We start from the raw sequence: 20,845 nt of genomic DNA, 5'->3' as shown, positions 1-20,845 counted from the left end.
CTCCGGGGCGGCCGCACGGGTGCACGGACGTGCACGCTGTAACCCGTTGAGGAGCCCTGACTAGGCTCGGCGGGGAACCACCAGTCGAAGGAGATCGCAGTGCCCATCGCAACGCCGGAACAGTACGCCGAGATGCTCGAACGAGCGAAGGCCGGCAAGTTCGCCTACCCCGCGGTGAACGTGTCCTCCTCCCAGACGATCAACGCGGTCCTCCAGGGCCTGCAGGAGGCCGGCTCGGACGGCATCCTCCAGGTCACGACCGGTGGCGCCGACTACTTCGCCGGGCACACCGTGAAGAACCGCGCCGCCGGCGCCCTCGCGATGGCCCGCTTCGCCCACGAGGTCGCGAAGAACTACGACGTCACGGTCGCGCTGCACACGGACCACTGCCCGAAGGACGCCCTCGACGGCTTCGTCATGCCCCTCATCGCCGCGAGCGAGGAGGAGGTCCGCCAGGGCCGCAACCCGATCTTCCAGTCGCACATGTGGGACGGGTCGGCCGTGCCGCTCGACGAGAACATCGAGATCGCCCGCACGATGATCGAGAAGACGCGCAACATCAACGCGATCCTCGAGGTCGAGATCGGCGTCGTCGGCGGAGAAGAGGACGGCGTCCAGCACGAGGGCACCAACGACGCGCTCTACACGACCCCGAACGACGTCGAGAAGGTCGTCGACGCGCTCGGGCTCGGCGACCGGGGTCGCTGGATCGCCGCGCTCACGTTCGGCAACGTGCACGGCGTCTACAAGCCGGGCAACGTCAAGCTGCGCCCGGAGCTCCTCGGCGAGATCCAGGCCTCGGTCGCGCAGAAGCACGGCACCGGTGAGAACCCGCTCGACCTCGTCTTCCACGGCGGCTCCGGCTCGACCGACGACGAGATCCACGAGGCCGTGCGCAACGGTGTCATCAAGATGAACATCGACACGGACACGCAGTACGCGTTCACGCGCTCGATCGCCGACTCGATGTTCCGGAACTACGAGGGCGTGCTGAAGATCGACGGCGAGGTCGGCAACAAGAAGCAGTACGACCCGCGTGCCTGGGGCAAGGTCGCCGAGACCGCCATGGCGGCCCGCGTCGTCGAGGCGGCGAAGGTCCTCGGCTCGGCCGGCAACAGCAAGGGCTGATCGGCACCACCAGCCGGGAGGAACGGGGCGCGTCCGCAAGGACGCGCCCCGTTCCGCGTCCGGTCACCGCCACCGCCCGTGCCACGATGGGCGGGTGACCTCCGACGCCATCGCCTCCTCGTTCGCCCAGTACGTCACCGAGTCCCCCACCGCGTTCCACGCGGCCGCGGTCGCGCGGGACCAGCTCGTCGCAGCGGGGTTCACCGAGCTGTCGGAACTCGACGCCTGGCCGACCGAGGCGGGCGCCTACGTCGTCGTCCGCGACGGCGCGGTCATCGCCTGGCGTCTGCCGGAGTCGGCGACGCCCACCACCCCCTTCCGGATCCTCGGTGCCCACACCGACTCCCCCGGCTTCCGCATCAAGCCGAACCCCGCCGTGCGCGTGGGCGGGTGGGAGCAGCTCAACGTCGAGGTCTACGGCGGCGCGCTCCTGTCGACCTGGTTCGACCGCGACCTCCGCATCGCCGGACGTGTGGTCGACGCCGACGGATCGGTGCGGCTCGTGTCGACAGACGCGGTCGCGCGGATCCCGAACCTCGCGATCCACCTCGACCGCGGGGTGAACGACGGCAAGGAGATCGACCGGCAGCGCCACACCCTGCCGGTCGTCGGCACGGACGGCACCACCGGTGGCACCGACGTGCTCGGGTGGCTGCGCGGCCGGCTCGGGGAGGACGCGGTCTCGTGGGACCTCTTCCTCGCGGACACGCAGCCCCCGGCGCGCATCGGCATCGATCGGGAGTTCCTCGCGTCCGGCCGCATGGACAACCTGACGAGCGTGCACGCCGGGCTCCGCGGGGTCGTCGATTCGCGGACCGACGGCGACCACATCCCGGTGTTCGCGGCGTTCGACCACGAGGAGATCGGTTCCTCGACTCCGTCCGGTGCCGGTGGCCCGTTCCTCGAGGACGTGCTCGGCCGTGTGCAGGAGGGGCTCGGTGCCACCCGCTCCGAGGCCGCCCGGGCGTTCCGGGCGTCCTGGCTCCTGTCGAGCGACGCCGGACACCTCGTCCACCCGAACCAGCCGGAGAAGCACGACCCGACGAACCGTCCGCGTCCGGGAGCGGGCCCGCTCCTGAAGATCAGCGCGAACCAGCGTTACATGACCGAGGCGAAGGGCGAGGCCGTGTGGGCGACCGCCTGTGATGCCGCCGGCGTCTCCTGGCAGCCCTTCGTCAACGTGAACACCATCCCCGGTGGCTCGACCATCGGCCCGATCGCGGCGACGCGGCTCGGCATCCCGACGATCGACATCGGCGTCGGCCTGCTGTCGATGCACTCGGTCCGTGAGCTCGTGCACGTGGACGACCTCGCGGCACTGCACGGCGCCGTCGCCGCCTTCCTCGCCGGGTAGGCGGGTCACGGCCTGCCCGGCCGGACAGCGCCGGCTGGCCCGCTGGTCAGAGCGTCACGACCACCTTGCGCGCGGACACCCCTGCGCGCTGCCGGTCGATCGCGCCCTGCACCGCGCCCGGCCCGTGCCCGACGACGAGCGGCTCCGGCATCGGTCGGATCGAGCCGTCGGCGAGCCCCTCGGGCAGGACCCGGCCCCACAGCTCCGCGCCCAGGTCGTCGTCGCGCAGGCTGCTCCCCCACACGAACGCGGCCCGGATCCCCGCACGACGGGCACGCAGCGTGAGCGCCAGCGTGGCGAGTCCGAGGCGGGTGAACACCGGGAGCATCGCCGGGAAGAGTCGCCGACGGCCGGCGATCCGGTCGAGGGAGACCGGCGTGCTCGCCATCGCCAGCGCGGTGCCACCCGTCCGGCGGAGCACCTCGATGCACGCGGCCGTCGAGGTCGTCCCGAGCGCGACGGCACCGACGACGGGGCGTCCGGCGACGCCGGCGACGAGGTCGTCCACCGCCGTCGGCGAACCGTGGTCGACGACGACGTCGGCCCCGAGCGACCGGACGGTCGCGGCGTTCCGGGGCGACGCGGTGCTCACGACCGCGTACCCGGCGGCACGGGCGAGCTGCACCGCGTTCATCCCGACGCTCGTCGAACCACCCCAGACCACGACGACGCCGGAGCGGTCCGACGGAGCGTCGGCGGCCCCGGGGAGCGGGAGCCCGAGGTGCTTCGGCTGGAACAGCGCGCAGGCGGCGGTCGAGGCCCCGAGCGGCAGGACCGCGGCCTGTTCGAGGGGCACGTCGTCCGGCACCGCGGCGGTCAGGCGTTCGAGCAGCGCGGTGTGTTCCTGGAACGCGCCCTCGTGCACCGGGTCGCGGCCACGGTCGGTCCCGGTCGCGAGTCCGACGACGCGGTCGCCGACCGCGAAGCGGGTGACGCCGGAGCCGACGGCGACGACCTCGCCGGCGACGTCCGAGCCGAGCACCGCCGGCGTCCGGAGCCAGCGGTAGGTCACCGGCCCCGTGCCCTGGATCACCCAGTCCACGGGGTTGACGGCAGCGGCGCGGACGCGCACGACCACCTCGTCCTCGGCGGGGACGGGGACCGGTACCCGGTCGACGACGAGTGCGCCCCGGGGTTCACGGAGCAGAGCGGCGGAGTTGTCGGGCACGGCGGGCCTTTCGTCACGAGCGATGACACCTGGTGTCGTCACTCTACCCGCCCTCGGCACCGAGTGTCATCACTAGGGTGTCCCCATGGCGAGATGGGCACCGGACACCCGTGAGCGACTGCGGACGGCCGCGATGGAGCTCTTCGCGGAACGCGGCTTCCATGCGACGACGGTCCCCGACATCGTCGCGCGGGCGGGCGTCACCCGGCGCACGTTCTTCCGCCACTTCAGCGACAAGCGCGAGGTCTTCTTCGGCGATGACGAGATCCCCGCGATCGCGACCCGGATGATCGAGACCGCGCCGGCCGAGGAGGCACCGATGCGCGTGGTCCTCGACGGGCTCCGGCGGCTCGCGGCCGAGCGGTTCGACCCCCGCCGCGACCAGGTGCTCGCCGCACGACGGATCATCAGCGAGGAGCCCGACCTGCGGGAGCGGGACCTGCGGAAGCAGGAGGACCTGCGGGCGGCGGTCCGGGACGGCTTCCGTCGCCGCGGCGAGGACGACCGGACCGCCCGCTCCGTCGCCGGGCTCACGGTCCTCGTCCTGCAGACCGCGCTCGAGACGTGGCTCGAGGACGCGGACGGCACACCGCTGCAGGACCACATCGACGCCACGGTCGACCGGGTCACCGGACTGCTCGACACCGGTCGCTGACGAGCGCACGGCCCGCACACGACAGCGAGGGCCCGAGGGTCAGGCCCCGGACTGCTGCATCAGCACCTGCACGAAGCCCGGGTCCTGGAACATCACCACGGCGAAGGCGACCAGGCTGACGAGCGACGCCACGGCCCCGCCGAGCAGCGGGACCCAGAACGTCCACCTCCGAGCGGCCAGCCGACGCAGGGACCACCACGCGACGAGGGCGAACACGACCACGTTGCCGATGGCTCCGACGGCAGCGGCGGTCGACAGCGCCGTGGGGTCGGAGAGCTCCAGGCCCTGCTGTTCGAACGCCCTGCGCACGGCGGAGGCGACGTCGCTCACGGCGAGCGACTGCACGACCGACAGCAGACCGAACGCCAACAGGGCGACCGTCACCACGAAGTCGAACTGCGACGCCCCGAAGCGGCTCGAGAGCGTCGGCCGCTCCTGACCGGCCGCGGCACCCCGCGACGGCCCGGCGCCGGTGCCACCGGAAGTGCGGCGGTCCGTCGGACGGGTCGTGCGTGCCGTGCCACGGTCGGTCGGCCCCTGGGGTGCCGCGCGGGCACGGTCGTCGGCCTCGCGCCGCTGCCGGTCGCGCCGTTCCTGCTCGACCAGGACCGGGTTCACCCAGCCCTCCGGCGCGTACTCGCCGTACTCGGGAGCGGGCGTGCCGTGGACCCGGCCGTCCCGTCGACCGGAGGCCGGTGCGGCGGAGGCGGGACGGGCCTCCAGGCCGAGGGCGGTCTCGTCCACGTGCCCCGGTTCACGGGCCGGTGCCGACGACCAGTCGCCGCGGAGGCCGCTCACGAGCGACGCCCGCCGAGGGCGCGGGTGGGGTTGCCCGCGGCGTCCGTGCGGAGCTCCTTGGGGAGCGAGAACATGAGGTCCTCGTGCGCCGTCACGACCTCTTCCACGGTGCCGTAGCCGGCGTCCGCGAGCTGCTCGAGCACCTCCGTGACGAGTTCCTCGGGCACCGAGGCACCGCTGGTCACACCCACCGTGCGGACACCGTCGAGCCAGTCCTGGCGGATCTCCTCGGCGTAGTCGACCCGGTGGGCGGACGCCGCACCGTACTCGAGGGCGACGTCGACGAGGCGCACGCTGTTCGAGGAGTTCGCCGAACCGACGACGATGACGAGGTCGGCGTCGGGCGCCACCTTCTTCACCGCGACCTGGCGGTTCTGCGTGGCGTAGCAGATGTCGTCCGACGGCGGGTTCTCGATGGACGGGAACCGCTCACGGAGCAGGCGGACGGTCTCCATCGTCTCGTCGACGCTCAGGGTGGTCTGCGACAGCCAGACGAGGTTGTCGGGGTCGGGCACCTCGAGCGCGGCGACGTCCTCGGGTCCGTTGACCAGGATCGTGCGCTCGGGCGCGTGGCCCATGGTGCCCTCGACCTCCTCGTGACCGGCGTGGCCGATCAGGACGATCGTGCGGTCCGCCTTCGCGAAGCGGGTGGCCTCGCGGTGGACCTTGGTGACGAGGGGGCAGGTCGCGTCGATCGCGTGCAGGTCGCGTTCTGCGGCACCGGCCACGACGGCGGGTGCGACGCCGTGCGCACTGAAGACGACGTGTGCGCCGCGCGGGACCTCGGCGACGTCGTCGACGAACACCGCGCCGCGCTGCTCGAGCGTGGAGACGACGTGGACGTTGTGGACGATCTGCTTCCGCACGTAGACCGGCTCGCCGTACTGCTCGAGCGCCTTCTCGACGGCGACCACGGCACGGTCGACACCCGCGCAGTACCCGCGGGGCGCGGCGAGCAGGACCTTCTTCGTGCCGGCGACCGGCTCGTCCCGCAGCCGACCACGCGCTGCGTGCACCCGCGGCGGGGCGAGTGGGACCGTGCGGCCGTTGGTGATCGTCACGTCCCCGATGATAGGTGCCGGGCACGCGCGGGGCCTGGGTGCGTCCGGGGCCGAGCCGGGCCGTGACGACGTGGTGGAGCACCGGCGTGCGGCGCCGCGGGCCGGCGCTGTCGCCGGGATGCGGCACGATGGTGGGTATGGCGATCGAACAGGGCCCGCCGACGGCCGACAACCCGTGGCCCGTCGCCCTGCTCGGGGCGAAGCTCCGCGACTGGATCGACCGACTCGGCACCGCCTGGGTCGAGGGCGAGATCACGCAGTGGAACGTCGCCGGCGGCAACGTCTACGGCAAGCTCAAGGACGTCGAGGTCGACGCGACCGTGTCCTTCTCGATCTGGTCGAGCGTGCGTTCCCGGGTGCCCGCGGACCTGGGGCAGGGCGCCCGCGTCGTCGCCGCGGTGAAGCCGAACTACTGGGTCAAGGGCGGCTCGCTCACCATGCAGGTGGTCGAGATGAAGCACGTCGGCCTCGGTGACCTGCTCGAGCGGCTCGAACGGCTCCGGCGCACCCTGGCGGCGGAGGGCCTGTTCGACCCGTCCCGCAAGAAGCGTCTGCCGTTCCTGCCGCACCGGATCGGCCTGATCACCGGCAAGGACTCCGACGCCGAGAAGGACGTCAAGCGGAACGCGCAGCTCCGCTGGCCGCAGGTCGAGTTCCGCACGGTGCACACGGCGGTGCAGGGCGAGCGGGCCGTGGGCGAGGTCACGGCCGCGATCGTCGAGCTCGACGCCGACCCGACCGTCGACGTCATCATCGTCGCCCGGGGTGGCGGCGACTTCCAGAACCTGCTCGGCTTCAGCGACGAGGGACTCGTCCGGACCGCCGCTGCCGCCACCACTCCCATCGTCTCCGCCATCGGGCACGAGGCGGACCGCCCGATCCTCGACGAGGTCGCCGACCTGCGCGCCTCCACCCCCACGGACGCCGCGAAGCGCGTGGTGCCCGACGTGGCCGAGGAGCTCGCGAACGTCCGCCAGGCCCGGGCCCGGCTCGGGCTGCGGCTCTCGCACACCCTGTCGGTCGAGGCCGACCGGATCGCCGCCCTCCGGTCGCGCCCGGCGCTGGCGTCGACCGCCTGGCTCGTCGACACCCGGGCCGAGGAGGTCGCACGCGACCTGTCCCGTGCCCGTGAGCTGCTCGACCGACGCCTCGAGCGCTCGCACAGCGACGTCGGGCACCTGACCGGGCGGCTGCGCGCGCTCTCGCCGCGCGACACCCTGCGCCGCGGCTACGCCATCGTGCAGCGGAGTGACGGCGGGGTCGTGCGCGGTACCGAGGACCTCGATGGTGCGACGCCGGTCCACGTCACCCTCGGCGCGGGCACGGCGACGGGGACACTCGAGCCGGAGGGACCGGGGCCGGACGGTTCCGGGGCGTAGCCCGGTCTCCACGGGCTCCGTCGGCGGTGCACCGCCGACGGAGGGTGCTCGGTAGGATCGGGGTGTGTCATCCCAGCAGGAACCCGTGCCGTCCGACGTGCAGTCGCTGAGCTACGAGGCGGCGCGCGACGAACTCGTGCGCGTCGTCGGTGAGCTGGAGCAGGGGTCCGCGACGCTCGAGCGTTCGCTCGCGCTCTGGGAGCGTGGCGAAGCCCTCGCGGCCCGGTGCGAGGAGTGGCTCGTCGGCGCGCGCGCCCGGCTGGACGCCGCCCGTGCCGCGTCTGCCGGTGACGGCACCGCGGACACCGCAGGCGACCCGGACGGAGCAGCACGGTGACCGACCCCGACGGACGCCCGATCGTCGCCGAGCTCGGCCGCCCGGAGACCCCGGAGGAGACCTGGGCCCGGAAGGACGCCGCGCGACGCTCCCGCCGCGAGCACCAGACCGCATTCAACCTCGTGCTGGCGCTCATCGCATCGCTCGGCATCGTGCTCTTCCTGGTCGCCGTGGTCGTGCGACCGGACCAGACCGTCGACCGGTCCGTGGACTACCAGCAGGTCGCCGCCGGTGCCGACGTGCCCGGCGTGACGCTCGCGGCACCGGACCTGCCCGACGGTTTCACCTCGAACCGCGCCGACTTCCAGGACAAGACGTCGGACGGCGTGCGGGTCTGGACGGTCGGCCTCGTCACCCCGGACCGCCAGTACATCGGCCTCCAGCAGGGCATCGATGCGAACGCGTCGTGGGTGGCCAACCAGCTCGACCAGGAGCCCGCCACCGGTGACCGCACCATCGACGGCACGAAGTGGACCGTGTACGACCGTCGTGACGAGGGCAAGGACGCCGGGAACCACGCGTACTCGCTCGTGCACACCTTCGGCCGCGACACCATCGTCCTGTCCGGCACGGCCGACGACTCGTCGTTCACGACCGTCGCGAAGGCCGTCACCGAGCAGCTCGCGAACTGACCCCGCCCGACCGAACCCGAAGCACGAGGAAGACCATGCCCGACCGCGCCGCCTCCACCCCGTCCGACGCCCTCCGCCTGCTCGTCGAGGGCAACGCCCGCTTCGCCGCCGACAAGCGCCGCACCGGCCGGATCGACCCGGACCGCCGTGGCGAGCTCACGGGCTCGCAGGCGCCCTTCGCGACCGTGCTCGGCTGCTCCGACTCACGCGTGCCGTTCGAGCACGTCTTCGACGCGGGCATCGGTGACCTGTTCGCGATCCGCAACGCCGGTCAGATCGTCGACGACGTCGTGCTCGGCTCCATCGAGTTCGCGGTCGTCGCCCTCGGCACCCCGCTCGTCGTCGTCCTCCGCCACACCGCGTGCGGAGCCGTCGCCGCGGCGCGCTCGGGCGAGCCCGTGCCCGCGCCGCACCTGCAGTCGCTCGTCGACGCGATCGCGCCGAGCGTCGAGCGGGTCCGCGCGACCGACGCCGAGCTCCCGCAGGAGGCCGTCGGTGCCGCGCACCTCGAGGCCACGCTCCGCCAGGTGATCGAGCGGTCCGGTGTCGTCTCCGACGCGGTCGCCGACGGTAGGTTGGCCGTCGTCGGGGCGACCTACGACCTCTCCACGGGCGAGGTCACCATCGACACCGTCGTGGGCCAGGCCTGACCGGCCGCCACGACGCGACGCCCGGAGACCACCGGGCCGCCGAAGACACCGGGGCGACCGCTCCGGCCGTGCACCACAGGAAGGACCACGACGACGTGACCCACACCAGCGAGCCCGACCAGACCGCGACCGACCGGACCGCGACGGGCGGTGACGGCTTCCGCATCGAGCACGACACGATGGGCGAGGTCCGGGTCCCGGTGGATGCCCTCTACCGCGCCCAGACGCAGCGCGCGGTCGAGAACTTCCCGATCTCGGGCAGCGGACTCGAGCCGGCACAGATCGTCGCCCTCGCCCGGATCAAGCGCGCCGCAGCGGTCGTCAACGGGTCCCTCGGCATCGTCGACCCGACCGTGGCCGACGCGATCGCACGGGCGGCCGACGCGATCATCGGCGGCGAGCACCACGACCAGTTCCCGGTGGACGTCTACCAGACGGGCAGCGGCACCTCGTCGAACATGAACATGAACGAGGTCCTCGCGACCCTGGCGACCCGCATCGCCGGCACGGACGTCCACCCGAACGACCACGTCAACGCGTCCCAGTCGTCGAACGACGTCTTCCCGACCTCCGTGCACGTCGCCGTGACCGAGGCCCTCATCCGCACGCTCGTCCCCGCGCTCGAGCACCTGGCGGAGTCGCTCGAGGCCAAGGCGACGCTCTGGGCCGACGCCGTGAAGTCCGGACGCACCCACCTGATGGACGCCACCCCGGTCACTCTCGGGCAGGAGTTCGGCGGCTACGCCCGCCAGGTCCGGCTCGGCATCGAGCGCGTGCAGGCCACGCTCCCCCGCGTCGCCGAGGTCCCGCTCGGCGGCACCGCGGTGGGCACCGGCATCAACACGCCGAAGGGCTTCCCGCAGCAGGTCATCGCCCGTCTGGCCTCGGACACCGGCCTGCCGATCACCGAGGCGCTCGACCACTTCGAGGCACAGGGTGCCCGGGACGCACTGGTCGAGGCGTCGGGTGCGCTCAAGGTCATCGCGGTCAGCCTGACGAAGATCAACAACGACCTGCGCTGGATGGGCTCGGGTCCGAACACGGGCCTCGGCGAGCTGCACATCCCGGACCTGCAGCCCGGCTCGTCGATCATGCCCGGCAAGGTGAACCCGGTCATCCCCGAGGCCACCCTGATGGTCGCTGCACGCGTCATCGGCAACGACGCGACGGTCGCCTGGGCCGGCGCCTCGGGTGCCTTCGAGCTCAACGTCGCGATCCCGGTGATGGGCACGGCCCTGCTCGAGTCGATCCGCCTGCTCGCGAACAGCTCGCGGGTGCTCGCCGACAAGACCATCGACGGGCTGCAGGCGAACCTCGAGCGCGCCCGCGCGTTCGCCGAGTCGTCCCCGTCGATCGTCACGCCGCTCAACCGCGTCATCGGGTACGAGGCCGCGGCCAAGGTCGCCAAGTACGCCGTCGCCGAGGGCATCACCGTGCGCGAGGCGGTCGTCGCCCTGGGGCACGTCGAGCGCGGCGAGGTCACCGAGGAGCAGCTCGACAGCGCGCTGGACGTGCTGTCGATGACGCACCCGAACTGACCCACGGGACCCACTGACGGACGGGAGGCACGGTGCCGGCTGGCACCGTGCCTCCCGTCCGTCGTCGGGTCGCCCCCGAGACTCGCGCCTGCGGACACGTTCGCAGTCCTGTGACCGCGAACGTGTCCGCCCAGGCGAGTCCCGCCGGCGGCCGACCAGCCGCGCTACCCGAGGTCGGGCGAGTCGAGCAGCTCCGTCACGAGCGCCGCGATCGCCGACCGCTCGGAGCGGGTCAGCGTCACGTGCGCGAACAGCGGGTGCCCCTTCAGGCGCTCGATCACGCTCGCGACACCGTCGTGCCGGCCGACCCGCAGGTTGTCCCGCTGGGCGACGTCGTGCGTCAGCACCACACGCGAGTTCTGCCCGATGCGCGACAGCATGGTCAGCAGGACGTTCCGCTCGAGCGACTGCGCCTCGTCCACGATGACGAACGCGTCGTGCAGGGACCGCCCGCGGATGTGCGTGAGCGGCAGCACCTCGAGCATCCCGCGCTCGACGACCTCGTCGAGGACGTTGTCGGACACCAGCGCGCCGAGGGTGTCGAACACGGCCTGCGCCCAGGGGTTCATCTTCTCGGAGGCGTCGCCGGGCAGGTACCCGAGCTCCTGCCCGCCCACGGCGTAGAGCGGCCGGAACACCATGATCTTCTTGTGCTGCTGTCGTTCGAGCACCGCCTCGAGCCCGGCGCAGAGCGCGAGCGCCGACTTGCCGGTGCCGGCCGATCCCCCGAGCGAGACGATGCCGATCTCCGGGTCGAGCAGGGCGTCGATCGCGAGCCGCTGCTCGGCGGAGCGCCCGCGCAGCCCGAAGACCTCGCGGTCGCCGCGGACGAGCGACACCGCGCCGGCCTCGTGCACGCGGCCGAGGGCCGACCCGCGCTCCGAGTGGATGACGACGCCGGTGTTCACCGGGACGCCGTCGAGCCGCGAGGACCGGATCTCCTCGTGCTCGTACAGGTCGCTCATCTGCTCGCCGGAGACCTGCAGGTCGGTGATGCCCGTGTAGCCGGAGTCGACGGCGAGCTCGGCGCGGTACTCCTCGGCGGCCATGCCGATCGACGACGCCTTCACGCGGAGCGGCAGGTCCTTCGACACGACGACGACGTCCAGCCCGTCGTTCGCCAGGTTCGACGCGACCGCGAGGATCCGCGAGTCGTTGTCCCCGAGCCGGAGCCCGGACGGGAGCACGGACTGCTCGGAGTGGTTCAGCTCGACGCGGAAGGAACCGCCGTCGTCGAGTGCGACCGGGAAGTCGAGTCGCTCGTGCTCGACCCGCAGTTCGTCGAGCAGCCGCAGGGCCTGGCGCGCGAAGTACCCGATCTCCGGGTCGTCACGCTTGGACTCGAGCTCGCTGACGACGACCACGGGCAGCACCACGGCGTGCTCGGCGAAGCGGAACAGCGCCCGCGGATCGCTGAGGAGCACCGACGTGTCGAGCACGTACGTGCGTTGAGCGACCGACGTGGACGAGTCCGCGGTGGACCGCTGGGCGGGTTCGCGAGCGACGTTGCGAGAGGTCACGACCACTCCATCCCCGGGCCGCGCTCGGCCCGGTCACTGTCCTCGACGCGGCCGGAGAGCGGTCCCGAAGCACCGTTGCCTGGCCGCTCCGACCGGGCACCGTGCCCGGTGGGGCCAAGCTACGACCGGCCCCCGACAGCCGGACCGCGACACGCGGACCCGGAGGTTACGGTCACGTGAACGCGCACCACGACGGCCGGGAGGCACGGGGCGGGCCCGCCACGGGCCTCCCGGCCGCCTCGGGCGCAGGCGCGCAGCGGCGAGACTCACGGACGCGGACGGATTCGCGGGCTGGCAGGCGCGAACACGTCCGCCCGGCCGAGTCTCGCGGACCGCGGCCAGGCCGGCGGGCCGGCGGGCGGCCGGCGGGCGCGCTACTGCATCGTGGCGTAGGACAGGCACGCGTCGCGGAACATGTCGAGCGTCGCGTCCGTGGTGGACGCGAACACCGACACCCGCGCGACCCCGAGCCGCGTCGTCGCCGTGACCCCGTGGTTGTGCAGCGCCGCGGACAGCGCCGTGAGCCGACCCTGCGGCGGACGCAGCACGACGATGCCGGCACGCTCGCGCGGGTCACGGCTGGACTCGACCGACAGGCCGAACTCGTCGGCGATGTCGAGCACCCGCTCGACCCGGTCGGCCACGCGCTCCTGCACGGCTCCGACCCCGACGGAGACCAGCCGCTCGAGGGACACCGCCATCCGGGCCTGGGCGACCGGGTCGACGCGCGTCATCTGGTACCCCGCGGCGCCCGGCTTCACCGAGGGGACCTCGGTCGGCCAACCGGTCGTGCCGTGCGGCCCGGACAGCGCCGGGCGCAGGCGGTTCAGGGCCCGGTCGCTGAACGCGAGGAAGCCCGTGCCCCACCCGGCGTGCAGCCACTTCTGCCCGCCGGTGGCGACGACGTCGGCGACCTCGTACGGGGCGTCGACGACGCCGAAGCCCTGGATCGCGTCGACGATGAGCAGGCGGTCCCCGATGACCTCCCGGATCGCAGCGAGGTCGGCGAGGTACCCGGTCTGCCAGTCGACGAGCGACACGGCGACGGCGGCGACGTCGTCGGTCAGGCGCTCCCGGACCAGCGTCGGGGTCATCCAGCCGGCACCGGACTCGACGACGACGGGCTGCACGCGGCCGCCCGTCGCCGAGGCGGCACTCGCCAGTGCGAGCGGCAGCGACGGGTACTCGTCGGCGGCCACCAGGACACCGCCGGTCAGGCCGAACGCGGTGTGCAGCAGCCCCGGCGTCGTGGCGGTCTGCGAGACCACCTGGTCCTCGCGACGGCCGACGAGCCGGGCAGCGACGGTGCGCACCCGGGCGTCCTGCTCGTCGAGGGTCTCCACGGCGCCGAAGCGCATGCGCTCCTGGATCGTCCCGAGCACCCGCTGCTCCTCGAGCACGGCGGTCTGCACCGGCCCGAAGGCGGCGTGGTCGAGGTAGCCGGGCTCCTCGTCGAAGCCGGCCGCGTACTCGGCGATGTTCACAGGGGCAACCTTCCGTGGGACGAAAACCCTGTGAGTCTACTGGGACGCACGGAGGCCGCGCGAACCTGAGCCGCCCGACGCACTCGCCGCCGCCGTCGGGAGCCTCCCGCGATCAGCCGCCGAAACGACGGGAGCGCAGACCGAAGTCGCGCACGGCCCGCAGGAAGTCGACCTCGCGCAGGTCCGGGTAGAGGGCCTCGACGAAGTAGAACTCGCTGTGCGCGCTCTGCCACAGCATGAAGTCCGACAACCGCTGCTCACCCGAGGTGCGGATCACCAGGTCGGGATCGGGCTGGCCCTGCGTGTACAGGTGGTCGCCGATGAGCTCGGGCGTCAGCACCTCGGCCAGGGTGTCGAGCGTGCCGCCGCCCTCGCCGTGCGCCCGGACGATGCTCCGCATGGCGTCGGCGATCTCCCGGCGTCCGCCGTAGCCCACCGCGAGGTTCACGTGCAGGCCGGTGTGGGCTGCGCTCCGGGCCTCGGCGTCGGCGAGCGCCCCGAGGAGACCCGCGGGCAGCCCCTCGTCGGACCCGACGTGCTGCACGCGCCAGTCGCGGTGCACGGCGAGCGTCCCGGCCAGGTCGCCGATGATGCCGACGAGCTGCTCGAGCTCCTCGCCACCCCGACCCGTCAGGTTGTCGGCGGACAGCAGGTAGAGCGTGACCACCTCGATGCCGAGCTCGTCGCACCAGTCGAGGAACTCGGGGATCTTGGCGGCGCCGGCACGGTGCCCGTGGGCGGCCGACTCGAGGCCGAGCTGCTTGGCCCAGCGACGGTTGCCGTCGACGATCATGGCGACGTGCTTCGGCATCGCCTGGCCGTCGATCTGGCGGCGGATACGACGCTGGTAGGCACGGTAGAGGACGCCGCGCCCTGCCCATCCCACCCTGCCGGTCACGCCACGACTGTAGTGCACCGTGGCGTCGGTCGTGCGGGGCTGTGCATTCCCTGCTGCCGTTCGGCCGGGGGCCCTACTGTCGCCCCATGCAGGACGAGACCGCCACGCTCCCCCACGTCCCGTTCACCGAGGAAGCGGACACCACCGAGCCGCCGCGTCCCGCCTGGCGCGGCTGGATCCACCTCGGCACGTTCCCGTTCGCCATCGCGATGGGCATCGTGCTCATCTCGCTGGCCGACAGCGGGGCCGCGAAGGCCGGCAGCGCCGTGTTCATGGCGACGTCGCTGCTCATGTTCGGCGTCTCCGCGACCTACCACCGCTTCCCGTGGGGCCCGACGGTGAAGAAGGTCCTCAAGCGGATCGACCACACGAACATCCTGCTGCTCATCGCCGGCACCTACACGCCGATCGCGATCTGCGCGCTGCCGCACACGCTCATGGTGGTCGTGCTCTGGGTGATGTGGTCCGGAGCCGCGCTGGGCATCGCCTTCCGCGTCCTGTGGATCGGCGCCCCGCGCTGGCTGTACGTGCCGATCTACCTCGTGCTCGGGTGCGCCGCGCTCGGTCTGCTCCCGCAGTTCTTCGCCGCGAGCGTCCCGATGACGGTCCTCGTGCTCTCCGGCGGCCTGGCGTACGTCATCGGCGCCCTGGTCTACGGCTTCAAGCGCCCCGACCCCGCCCCGACCGTGTTCGGCTTCCACGAGGTCTTCCACGCACTGACCGTCGTCGCGTTCGCCGCGCAGTGGGTCGGCGTGCTCATCGTGGCCCTCGACCCGGTGCGCTGACCGCAGCCGCTGCGGACCGCGGCACCGGCCGGCAGGGGCGACCGGACGACGGACGGGAGGCCCGTGGCACGCTCGCCACGGGCCTCTCGTCCGTCTGCTGGGGACGTCGCTGCTGCCGACGTCGCCGCTGCTGGTGTCGCCGCTGCCGACGTCGCGGGCTCAGCCGCGTTCGGTGTCGTCGCCCACGTCGGTCCGGCCGTCCTCGTCGGCGCGACGCACCGGCTCGTCCGTCGTCGTGCCGTCGCCCGCGTCGGACTCGAGCCGCTGGCGGATCTCCGCGCGGTAGCGGGTCCGACGGATCCGGCGGGTCATGTCGACCACGAGCAGGATCGTGACGACCGCGACGACCGCGATCGCGACGAAGCCGGCGACCCCGGGGGTGACGTCGACGTCGGGCACGACCGACGGGCTCGGGCTGGGGGCGGCGGCGGTGGCCGTCAGGATGGTGCTCACGCGGTGGTGTCCTCGTCGTCAGGGAGCCCCGCGAACAGGTCGGACTCCGGCAGGTCGGTGGGCACGCGGGCCTCGACGAGCTGGTAGTCCTCGGTGGGCCACACCGTCGCGAGGAGGTCGTTCGGCCACGAGAAGAAGACGCTGTCCGGCGGCACCTGGCTGGCGTGCGCGTGCAGGGCGGCGTCGCGGGCGTCGAAGTGGTCGCGGACGTCGACGTGGGTCGTCGCCAGGTCCGGCCGGTCGGCGAACCGCTCCACCCACTCGCGCAGCTGCTCGACGGCAGCGCTGTCCGGGTCGCGCTCGCGCAGTGCCTCGTAGATCGTGCGGAAGCGGCGCGGGTTCATGGTGCGCTCGTAGTAGAGCTTGCTGATCGACCACGGCTCCCCGGCGTCCGGGTACTCCGCGGGGTCGGCGGCGGCGCGCCAGGCGGCGACCGAGACCTCGTGCGTGCGGATGTGGTCGGGGTGCGGGTAGCCGCCGTTCTCGTCGTAGGTGACGAGCACGTGCGGACGGAAGCGGCGGACGACGCGGACGAGTGCCTCGGTCGAGTACTCGAGGGGCACCGTCGAGAACGTGCCCGGACGGACCGTCTCGCCCTTCTCGGCGTCCGGCAGCCCGGAGTCGTGGTAGCCGAGCCAGACGTGGTCGATGCCGAGCGCTGCCTGCGCAGCCGCCATCTCGGTGCGCCGGTAGCCCGCCATGTCGCGGTGGGCGCGGCTCGTCGCCGGCTCACCGAGCTGGTCGTTGAGGATGTCCCCGGCCTCGCCGCCGGTGCAGGAGACGACCAGCACCTGGTGCCCCTCGGCGACGTACTTCGCGGCCGTCGCGGCACCCTTGCTCGACTCGTCGTCGGGGTGGGCGTGGACGGCCAGCAGGCGGTACGGCACGGAGGATCCTCACGGGTGACGGAGCGGGCGGGACGCGCACGGATCGACCCGGGCGTGGGGGCAGCGCACAGCGGGGCGTGAACTACCCTGGGACCAGGATAATCACCCCAGGAGCCCCGAACTGTCCGAACCGCTGCACCCCACCCCCACCGCTGCGTCGGCCACGGCCACCACCGCGTCGCTGGACGACCGGTACGGGCGCACGCCGGATCGTCGGCGCCGCGGGAAGCTGTTCGGGGTCCTCGCGGCGATCGCCGTCGTGCTCGTGTTCGTCGCGTGGGTGGTCTGGGCCGGCCTCGACCAGGAGTCACACGGGCTCGACAACACCGAGCTCGGGTACACCGTCGTCTCCGACCACCGCACCGTCGTGCACTCACAGGTGTCGGCCGACCCGGGCACCGAGGTCCGGTGCGCCGTGCAGGTGCTCGACAAGTCGTACTCGATCGTCGGGTGGAAGGAGGTGACGCTGCCGGCATCCGAGCAGCGCACCCGCTCGATCTCGACCGAGGTGAACACCACGACCCGCGGCGTGACCGGCTTGATCCACGACTGCTGGGTTCCCTAGACTCGACTGATTCGCGGACGAGACCGGCCACACCGGCCGGTCTCGTCCTTTGTCGAAAGGGAGACCGATGAGCAACGACACGCAGACCACCTGGCTGACCCAGGAGGCGCACGACCGTCTCACGGCCGAGCTCGAACAGCTGTCGGGCCCGGCCCGCAAGGAGATCGCGGACCGCATCGAGGCGGCGCGTGAAGAGGGCGACCTCAAGGAGAACGGCGGCTACCACGCCGCGAAGGACGAGCAGGGCAAGATCGAGGCCCGCATCCGGCAGCTCACCGAGCTGCTCAAGCACGCCACCGTGGGCGAGGCCGACTTCGACGGCACCGTCGAGCCGGGCACCGTCGTCACGGCGGTCATCGCCGGCGACGAGTCGACCTTCCTCGTGGGCAACCGCGAGATCGTGGCCGAGGGGTCCGACCTGACCGTGTACAGCCCGGTGAGCCCGGTCGGTGCCGCGATCCTCGGGCTGCGCGCGGGCGACGAGACGACCTACACCGCGCCGAACGGCAAGGAGATCAGCGCCAAGGTGACGAAGGTCGAGCGCTACGAGCCGTAGGCGCCCGGCGCCGCAGTGCGCCCGGCGCGACGGCCGGGGCGGGCGGCGCAGAGCGCGCGGCGGGCCAGCAGGCGGCGCGACGTGCCAGTGCACAACGAGGAGCAGCTCGCACCACGGAACCACGTGGCGCGAGCTGCTCTTCGTTGTGCAGGGGCCGACTGGGCTCTCGGCGCCGGTCAGTGCGCGACCACGTCGCGGAGCGAGGGCAGGATCACCGTGAGGGTCATGACGGGAGCTCCACGCGCCTCCCGGCCGTCCGCGGTGTCGCTCACGCGACCCTGAGGCCTGCGCGGCCGTCCCGTGCGCACCGCTGACACCGACGCGTGCAGCCAGCGCGGCGGGGTCAGTTCTCGAGCAGCTCCGGGCGGAAGCCGACCTCGTGCAGGCGCTGGATGACCTCCTGCGCGTGCTCGGGACCGCGTGCCTCGATCGACAGGTCCAGGGCCACCTCGTTGATCACCAGGCCCTGCCCGTGCCGGGTGTGCAGTACCTCGACCACGTTGGCGCCGGCGTCCGAGATGACCTGGGCGACGCGGGCGAGCTGCCCGGGGCGGTCGGGCAGCATGATCCGGATGCCGATGTAGCGCGACGCCGCGACGAGACCGCGGGTGATGATCCGCTCCATCATGAGCGGGTCGATGTTCCCACCGCTCAGCAGCACGACGGTGCGGCCGGTGTCGCGGACGGCGCCCGACATGATCGCCGCGACGCCGACGGCGCCGGCGGCCTCGACCACGAGCTTGGCGCGCTCGAGCAGCACCAGCAGGGCACGGGCGGTGTCGTCGTCCGAGACGGTCACGATCTCGTCGACCAGGTCGCGGATGATCGGGAAGTTCAGGTCGCCCGGTCGGGCGACCGCGATGCCGTCCGAGATCGTCGGCTTCGTCGTGATCGTCACCGGTGCTCCCGCGGTGATCGACGACGGGTACGCCGCGGCGTTCTCCGCCTGCACGCCGATCACCCGGATCGGACGACCGAGGCGCTCGGACATGCCCTTCACCGCGAGCGCGATGCCGGAGATGACCCCGCCGCCACCGATCGGCACGACCACCGTGTCGACGTCGGGCACCTGGTCGATGATCTCGAGGCCCAGCGTGCCCTGGCCCGCGATGACGTCCGGGTGGTCGAAGGGCGGGATGAACACCGCACCGGTGTGGGCGGCGAAGTCCTTCGCGGCGCTCAGCGCTTCCTCCACCGAGTGACCCCGCAGCACGACCTCGGCGCCGTAGTGCCGCGTCGCCTGGAGCTTCGGCAGCGCGACGCCCACCGGGGTGAAGATCGTGGCCGGGATGCCGAGCTCACGAGCGGCGAGGGCGACTCCCTGCGCGTGGTTGCCGGCGCTCGCGGCGACGACGCCCGCCGCTCGCTGCTCGGTGCTGAGGGCGGCGAGTCGGTTGTAGGCACCGCGCACCTTGTACGCGCCCGTGCGCTGCAGGTTCTCGCACTTCAGGTGCACCGGCGAGCCGAGCAGCTCGGCGAGGAACTGCGACGTCTCCATCGGCGTGACGCGTGCGACGCCCGCGATGGTCTGCCGAGCGGCCTCGATGTCCGCCAGCGTCGGGAACGCGTCGGTCTGCTGCTGGGGCGCGGAGGTGTCGGTCACGGACCCATCATCGTCCGTCGGAGCCGTCACGGCGAACTCGTGACGGTCCGTCGGTGAACGCCCGCTCAGCCCGCGGTCCCCTTCGCGGCGGTGGGCTGTTCGTCGCTGCCCGGGGCCGGGACGCCGTCGGGGTGGCGCTTCCGCCAGCGACGGCGCTTCTTCGCCTCGACGCTCGCGTGGTGGTCGCGCTGCTTCGCCTCGAGCACGTGGTCGGAGTCGAGCCCCTTCCACCGGCCGCTCGCGATCGTCGTCACCATCGAGTTCACGGTCGCGATCAGCGGCACCGCGAAGAAGGCTCCGGCGATGCCGGCCAGCCCGGACGCCGCGGTGACGCCGAGGACGACGGCGAGCGGGTGCACCTTGACCGCGCTGCCCATGACGAGCGGCTGCAGGATGTGCCCCTCGACCTGCTGCACGACGAGGATCACGCCGAGCATGACGAGCGCCGCGACCCAGCCGTTGAAGATCAGGGCGATGAAGACGGCGAGGAAGCCCGTGACGATGGCGCCGACGACCGGGATGAACGCGCCGAGGAACACGAACACGGCGATCGGGATGACGAGCGGCAGCTGCAGCGCGGCGGCACCGATGCCGATGCCGACGGCGTCGACGAACGCGACGAAGATCTGCACGCGGATGAAGCTCGTCAGGGTGGTCCACCCGGCGACCCCGGCGCCGTCGATCGCGGCGCGGGCGTTCTTCGGGAACAGCCGGACGGTCCAGCGCCACACGTTCTTGCCGTCGATGAGCAGGAAGATCACCGTGAAGATGACCACGAACAAGCCGGTGAGCAGGTGCGTCAGCGACGATCCCGCGCTCGCGACCCCGGACAGGATCGAGCCGGAGTTGCTCGACAGCCAGTCGGTCGCCTGGTTGAGGTAGTTGTTGAGGTCGGACTGGCTGATGCCCAGACCGGAGCTGAGGACGAACTCGCGGATGTTGTCGTACTGCGAGAGCGTCCGGTCGCGGAGCGAGGGGTAGGCCGCCGCGATCTGGTCGACGACGAGCCAGATGAGTCCGCCGACGGCCGCGAGGCCCCCGACGAGGCTGACCACGACGGCGATCCACTTCGGCACGTGGTGGCGCTGCATCCAGTTCGACAGCGGCACGAGCAGGGCGGCGACGACGATCCCGATGAGGAACGGGATGAGCACCTCGCTGAACAACGTCACGAGGTAGATGAAGACCGCGACCACACCGACGACCACGAGCACGCGCCACGACCACGCGCCCGCGATCCGCATGCCCGTCGGCACGACCTGCTCGACGACGGGATCCGGATGCGTCTTCTTTCCCCAGGCCATGCGGTGAGTGTACCGACGCGTGCCGGTGTGTGTTCCAGATGCGGCATACGTCGGCCCGACCCCGGTGTCGGCGTCGATCGGTAGCGTCGT

At 72.4% G+C, this 20,845-nt stretch carries 21 protein-coding genes; 11 read left to right on the top strand and 10 right to left on the bottom strand.

Annotation, left to right across the window (positions count from 1 at the left end; all coding sequences use genetic code 11):
• Positions 1-99 precede the first annotated feature (99 nt).
• Positions 100-1,128 carry a class II fructose-bisphosphate aldolase gene (gene fbaA, locus ACH0A8_RS01035; RefSeq protein WP_066652690.1) on the top strand — a complete coding sequence of 343 codons (1,029 nt, stop codon included), beginning with the start codon at positions 100-102 and terminating at the stop codon, positions 1,126-1,128.
• Positions 1,129-1,222: 94 nt separating this feature from the next.
• Positions 1,223-2,482: a M18 family aminopeptidase gene (locus tag ACH0A8_RS01030; RefSeq protein WP_406906161.1), complete on the top strand. Its 1,260-nt coding sequence runs from the start codon at positions 1,223-1,225 to the stop codon at positions 2,480-2,482.
• Positions 2,483-2,528: 46 nt separating this feature from the next.
• Here ACH0A8_RS01030 and ACH0A8_RS01025 read toward each other — a convergent pair whose 3' ends face one another.
• Positions 2,529-3,650 carry a zinc-binding alcohol dehydrogenase family protein gene (locus ACH0A8_RS01025; protein WP_251154686.1) on the bottom strand — a complete coding sequence of 374 codons (1,122 nt, stop codon included), beginning with the start codon at positions 3,648-3,650 and terminating at the stop codon, positions 2,529-2,531.
• 85 nt (positions 3,651-3,735) lie between these two features.
• Between ACH0A8_RS01025 and ACH0A8_RS01020 the strand changes: the two genes are divergently transcribed.
• On the top strand, positions 3,736-4,305 hold the full coding sequence (locus ACH0A8_RS01020) for a TetR family transcriptional regulator (protein ID WP_311205967.1): 570 nt from the start codon (positions 3,736-3,738) through the stop codon (positions 4,303-4,305).
• A 39-nt stretch (positions 4,306-4,344) separates the two neighbouring features.
• Here the strand turns inward: ACH0A8_RS01020 and ACH0A8_RS01015 are convergent, their stop codons facing one another.
• Both ACH0A8_RS01015 and ACH0A8_RS01010 read right to left on the bottom strand, forming a co-directional pair.
• Positions 4,345-5,103, bottom strand: coding sequence for a DUF6264 family protein (locus tag ACH0A8_RS01015; RefSeq protein WP_251154685.1), 759 nt, complete (start codon positions 5,101-5,103; stop codon positions 4,345-4,347).
• Complete coding sequence (locus ACH0A8_RS01010) at positions 5,100-6,164, bottom strand: 4-hydroxy-3-methylbut-2-enyl diphosphate reductase (protein ID WP_081984691.1); 1,065 nt, start codon at positions 6,162-6,164, stop codon at positions 5,100-5,102. Before ACH0A8_RS01010 ends, ACH0A8_RS01015 begins: the two co-directional genes overlap by 4 nt.
• A 137-nt stretch (positions 6,165-6,301) precedes the next feature.
• On the opposite strand from ACH0A8_RS01010, the gene xseA reads away from it, so the two are divergent.
• The 5 genes from xseA to ACH0A8_RS00985 all read left to right on the top strand — a co-directional run bounded on the left by xseA (position 6,302) and on the right by ACH0A8_RS00985 (position 10,700).
• Positions 6,302-7,543: an exodeoxyribonuclease VII large subunit gene (xseA, locus tag ACH0A8_RS01005; protein ID WP_066652675.1), complete on the top strand. Its 1,242-nt coding sequence runs from the start codon at positions 6,302-6,304 to the stop codon at positions 7,541-7,543.
• 64 nt (positions 7,544-7,607) lie between these two features.
• On the top strand, positions 7,608-7,880 hold the full coding sequence (locus ACH0A8_RS01000) for an exodeoxyribonuclease VII small subunit (protein ID WP_066652672.1): 273 nt from the start codon (positions 7,608-7,610) through the stop codon (positions 7,878-7,880).
• Positions 7,877-8,512 carry a DUF4245 domain-containing protein gene (locus tag ACH0A8_RS00995; protein ID WP_066652670.1) on the top strand — a complete coding sequence of 212 codons (636 nt, stop codon included), beginning with the start codon at positions 7,877-7,879 and terminating at the stop codon, positions 8,510-8,512. Before ACH0A8_RS01000 ends, ACH0A8_RS00995 begins: the two co-directional genes overlap by 4 nt.
• A 35-nt stretch (positions 8,513-8,547) precedes the next feature.
• Positions 8,548-9,162, top strand: a complete 615-nt coding sequence (locus ACH0A8_RS00990) for a carbonic anhydrase (RefSeq protein ID WP_066652668.1) — start codon at positions 8,548-8,550, stop codon at positions 9,160-9,162.
• Positions 9,163-9,326: 164 nt separating this feature from the next.
• Positions 9,327-10,700, top strand: a complete 1,374-nt coding sequence (locus tag ACH0A8_RS00985) for an aspartate ammonia-lyase (RefSeq protein WP_209684433.1) — start codon at positions 9,327-9,329, stop codon at positions 10,698-10,700.
• 164 nt (positions 10,701-10,864) lie between these two features.
• Here the strand turns inward: ACH0A8_RS00985 and ACH0A8_RS00980 are convergent, their stop codons facing one another.
• From ACH0A8_RS00980 to ACH0A8_RS00970, 3 genes are all read right to left on the bottom strand, one after another.
• Positions 10,865-12,226 (bottom strand): PhoH family protein, encoded by a 1,362-nt coding sequence (locus tag ACH0A8_RS00980; protein WP_209683731.1) that lies wholly within the window; start codon positions 12,224-12,226, stop codon positions 10,865-10,867.
• Between the two features lie 368 nt (positions 12,227-12,594).
• Positions 12,595-13,704 carry an aminotransferase class V-fold PLP-dependent enzyme gene (locus ACH0A8_RS00975; protein WP_066652665.1) on the bottom strand — a complete coding sequence of 370 codons (1,110 nt, stop codon included), beginning with the start codon at positions 13,702-13,704 and terminating at the stop codon, positions 12,595-12,597.
• Between the two features lie 112 nt (positions 13,705-13,816).
• Positions 13,817-14,602, bottom strand: coding sequence for an isoprenyl transferase (locus ACH0A8_RS00970; RefSeq protein WP_235426501.1), 786 nt, complete (start codon positions 14,600-14,602; stop codon positions 13,817-13,819).
• 86 nt (positions 14,603-14,688) lie between these two features.
• Between ACH0A8_RS00970 and ACH0A8_RS00965 the strand changes: the two genes are divergently transcribed.
• A complete protein-coding gene (locus ACH0A8_RS00965) occupies positions 14,689-15,387 on the top strand; it encodes a hemolysin III family protein (protein WP_209683735.1) in 699 nt (232 codons plus the stop codon).
• Positions 15,388-15,546: 159 nt separating this feature from the next.
• Here ACH0A8_RS00965 and ACH0A8_RS00960 read toward each other — a convergent pair whose 3' ends face one another.
• Together ACH0A8_RS00960 and mca are read right to left on the bottom strand one after the other, a co-directional pair.
• Positions 15,547-15,840: a hypothetical protein gene (locus tag ACH0A8_RS00960; RefSeq protein ID WP_406906152.1), complete on the bottom strand. Its 294-nt coding sequence runs from the start codon at positions 15,838-15,840 to the stop codon at positions 15,547-15,549.
• Entirely contained in the window at positions 15,837-16,727 is an 891-nt protein-coding gene (mca, locus tag ACH0A8_RS00955; protein WP_209683737.1) for a mycothiol conjugate amidase Mca, read from the bottom strand. Before mca ends, ACH0A8_RS00960 begins: the two co-directional genes overlap by 4 nt.
• 121 nt (positions 16,728-16,848) lie before the next feature.
• Here mca and ACH0A8_RS00950 point away from each other — a divergent pair, with 121 nt between their 5' ends.
• Together ACH0A8_RS00950 and greA are read left to right on the top strand one after the other, a co-directional pair.
• Positions 16,849-17,292 carry a DUF4307 domain-containing protein gene (locus tag ACH0A8_RS00950; protein ID WP_406906255.1) on the top strand — a complete coding sequence of 148 codons (444 nt, stop codon included), beginning with the start codon at positions 16,849-16,851 and terminating at the stop codon, positions 17,290-17,292.
• Positions 17,293-17,359: 67 nt separating this feature from the next.
• Positions 17,360-17,848, top strand: coding sequence for a transcription elongation factor GreA (greA, locus tag ACH0A8_RS00945; RefSeq protein WP_066652650.1), 489 nt, complete (start codon positions 17,360-17,362; stop codon positions 17,846-17,848).
• 343 nt (positions 17,849-18,191) lie between these two features.
• Here the strand turns inward: greA and ilvA are convergent, their stop codons facing one another.
• On the bottom strand, positions 18,192-19,451 hold the full coding sequence (gene ilvA, locus ACH0A8_RS00940) for a threonine ammonia-lyase (protein ID WP_251159904.1): 1,260 nt from the start codon (positions 19,449-19,451) through the stop codon (positions 18,192-18,194).
• 65 nt (positions 19,452-19,516) lie between these two features.
• A complete protein-coding gene (locus ACH0A8_RS00935) occupies positions 19,517-20,755 on the bottom strand; it encodes an AI-2E family transporter (RefSeq protein WP_066652641.1) in 1,239 nt (412 codons plus the stop codon).
• Between the last annotated feature and the right edge of the window lie 90 nt (positions 20,756-20,845).

This window comes from Curtobacterium sp. 179-B 9B NHS, assembly GCF_045370965.1.
Taxonomy (GTDB): domain Bacteria; phylum Actinomycetota; class Actinomycetes; order Actinomycetales; family Microbacteriaceae; genus Curtobacterium.
Note: the sequence above shows the minus strand (reverse complement) of the source record. Positions and strands in the feature narration are given on the sequence as shown.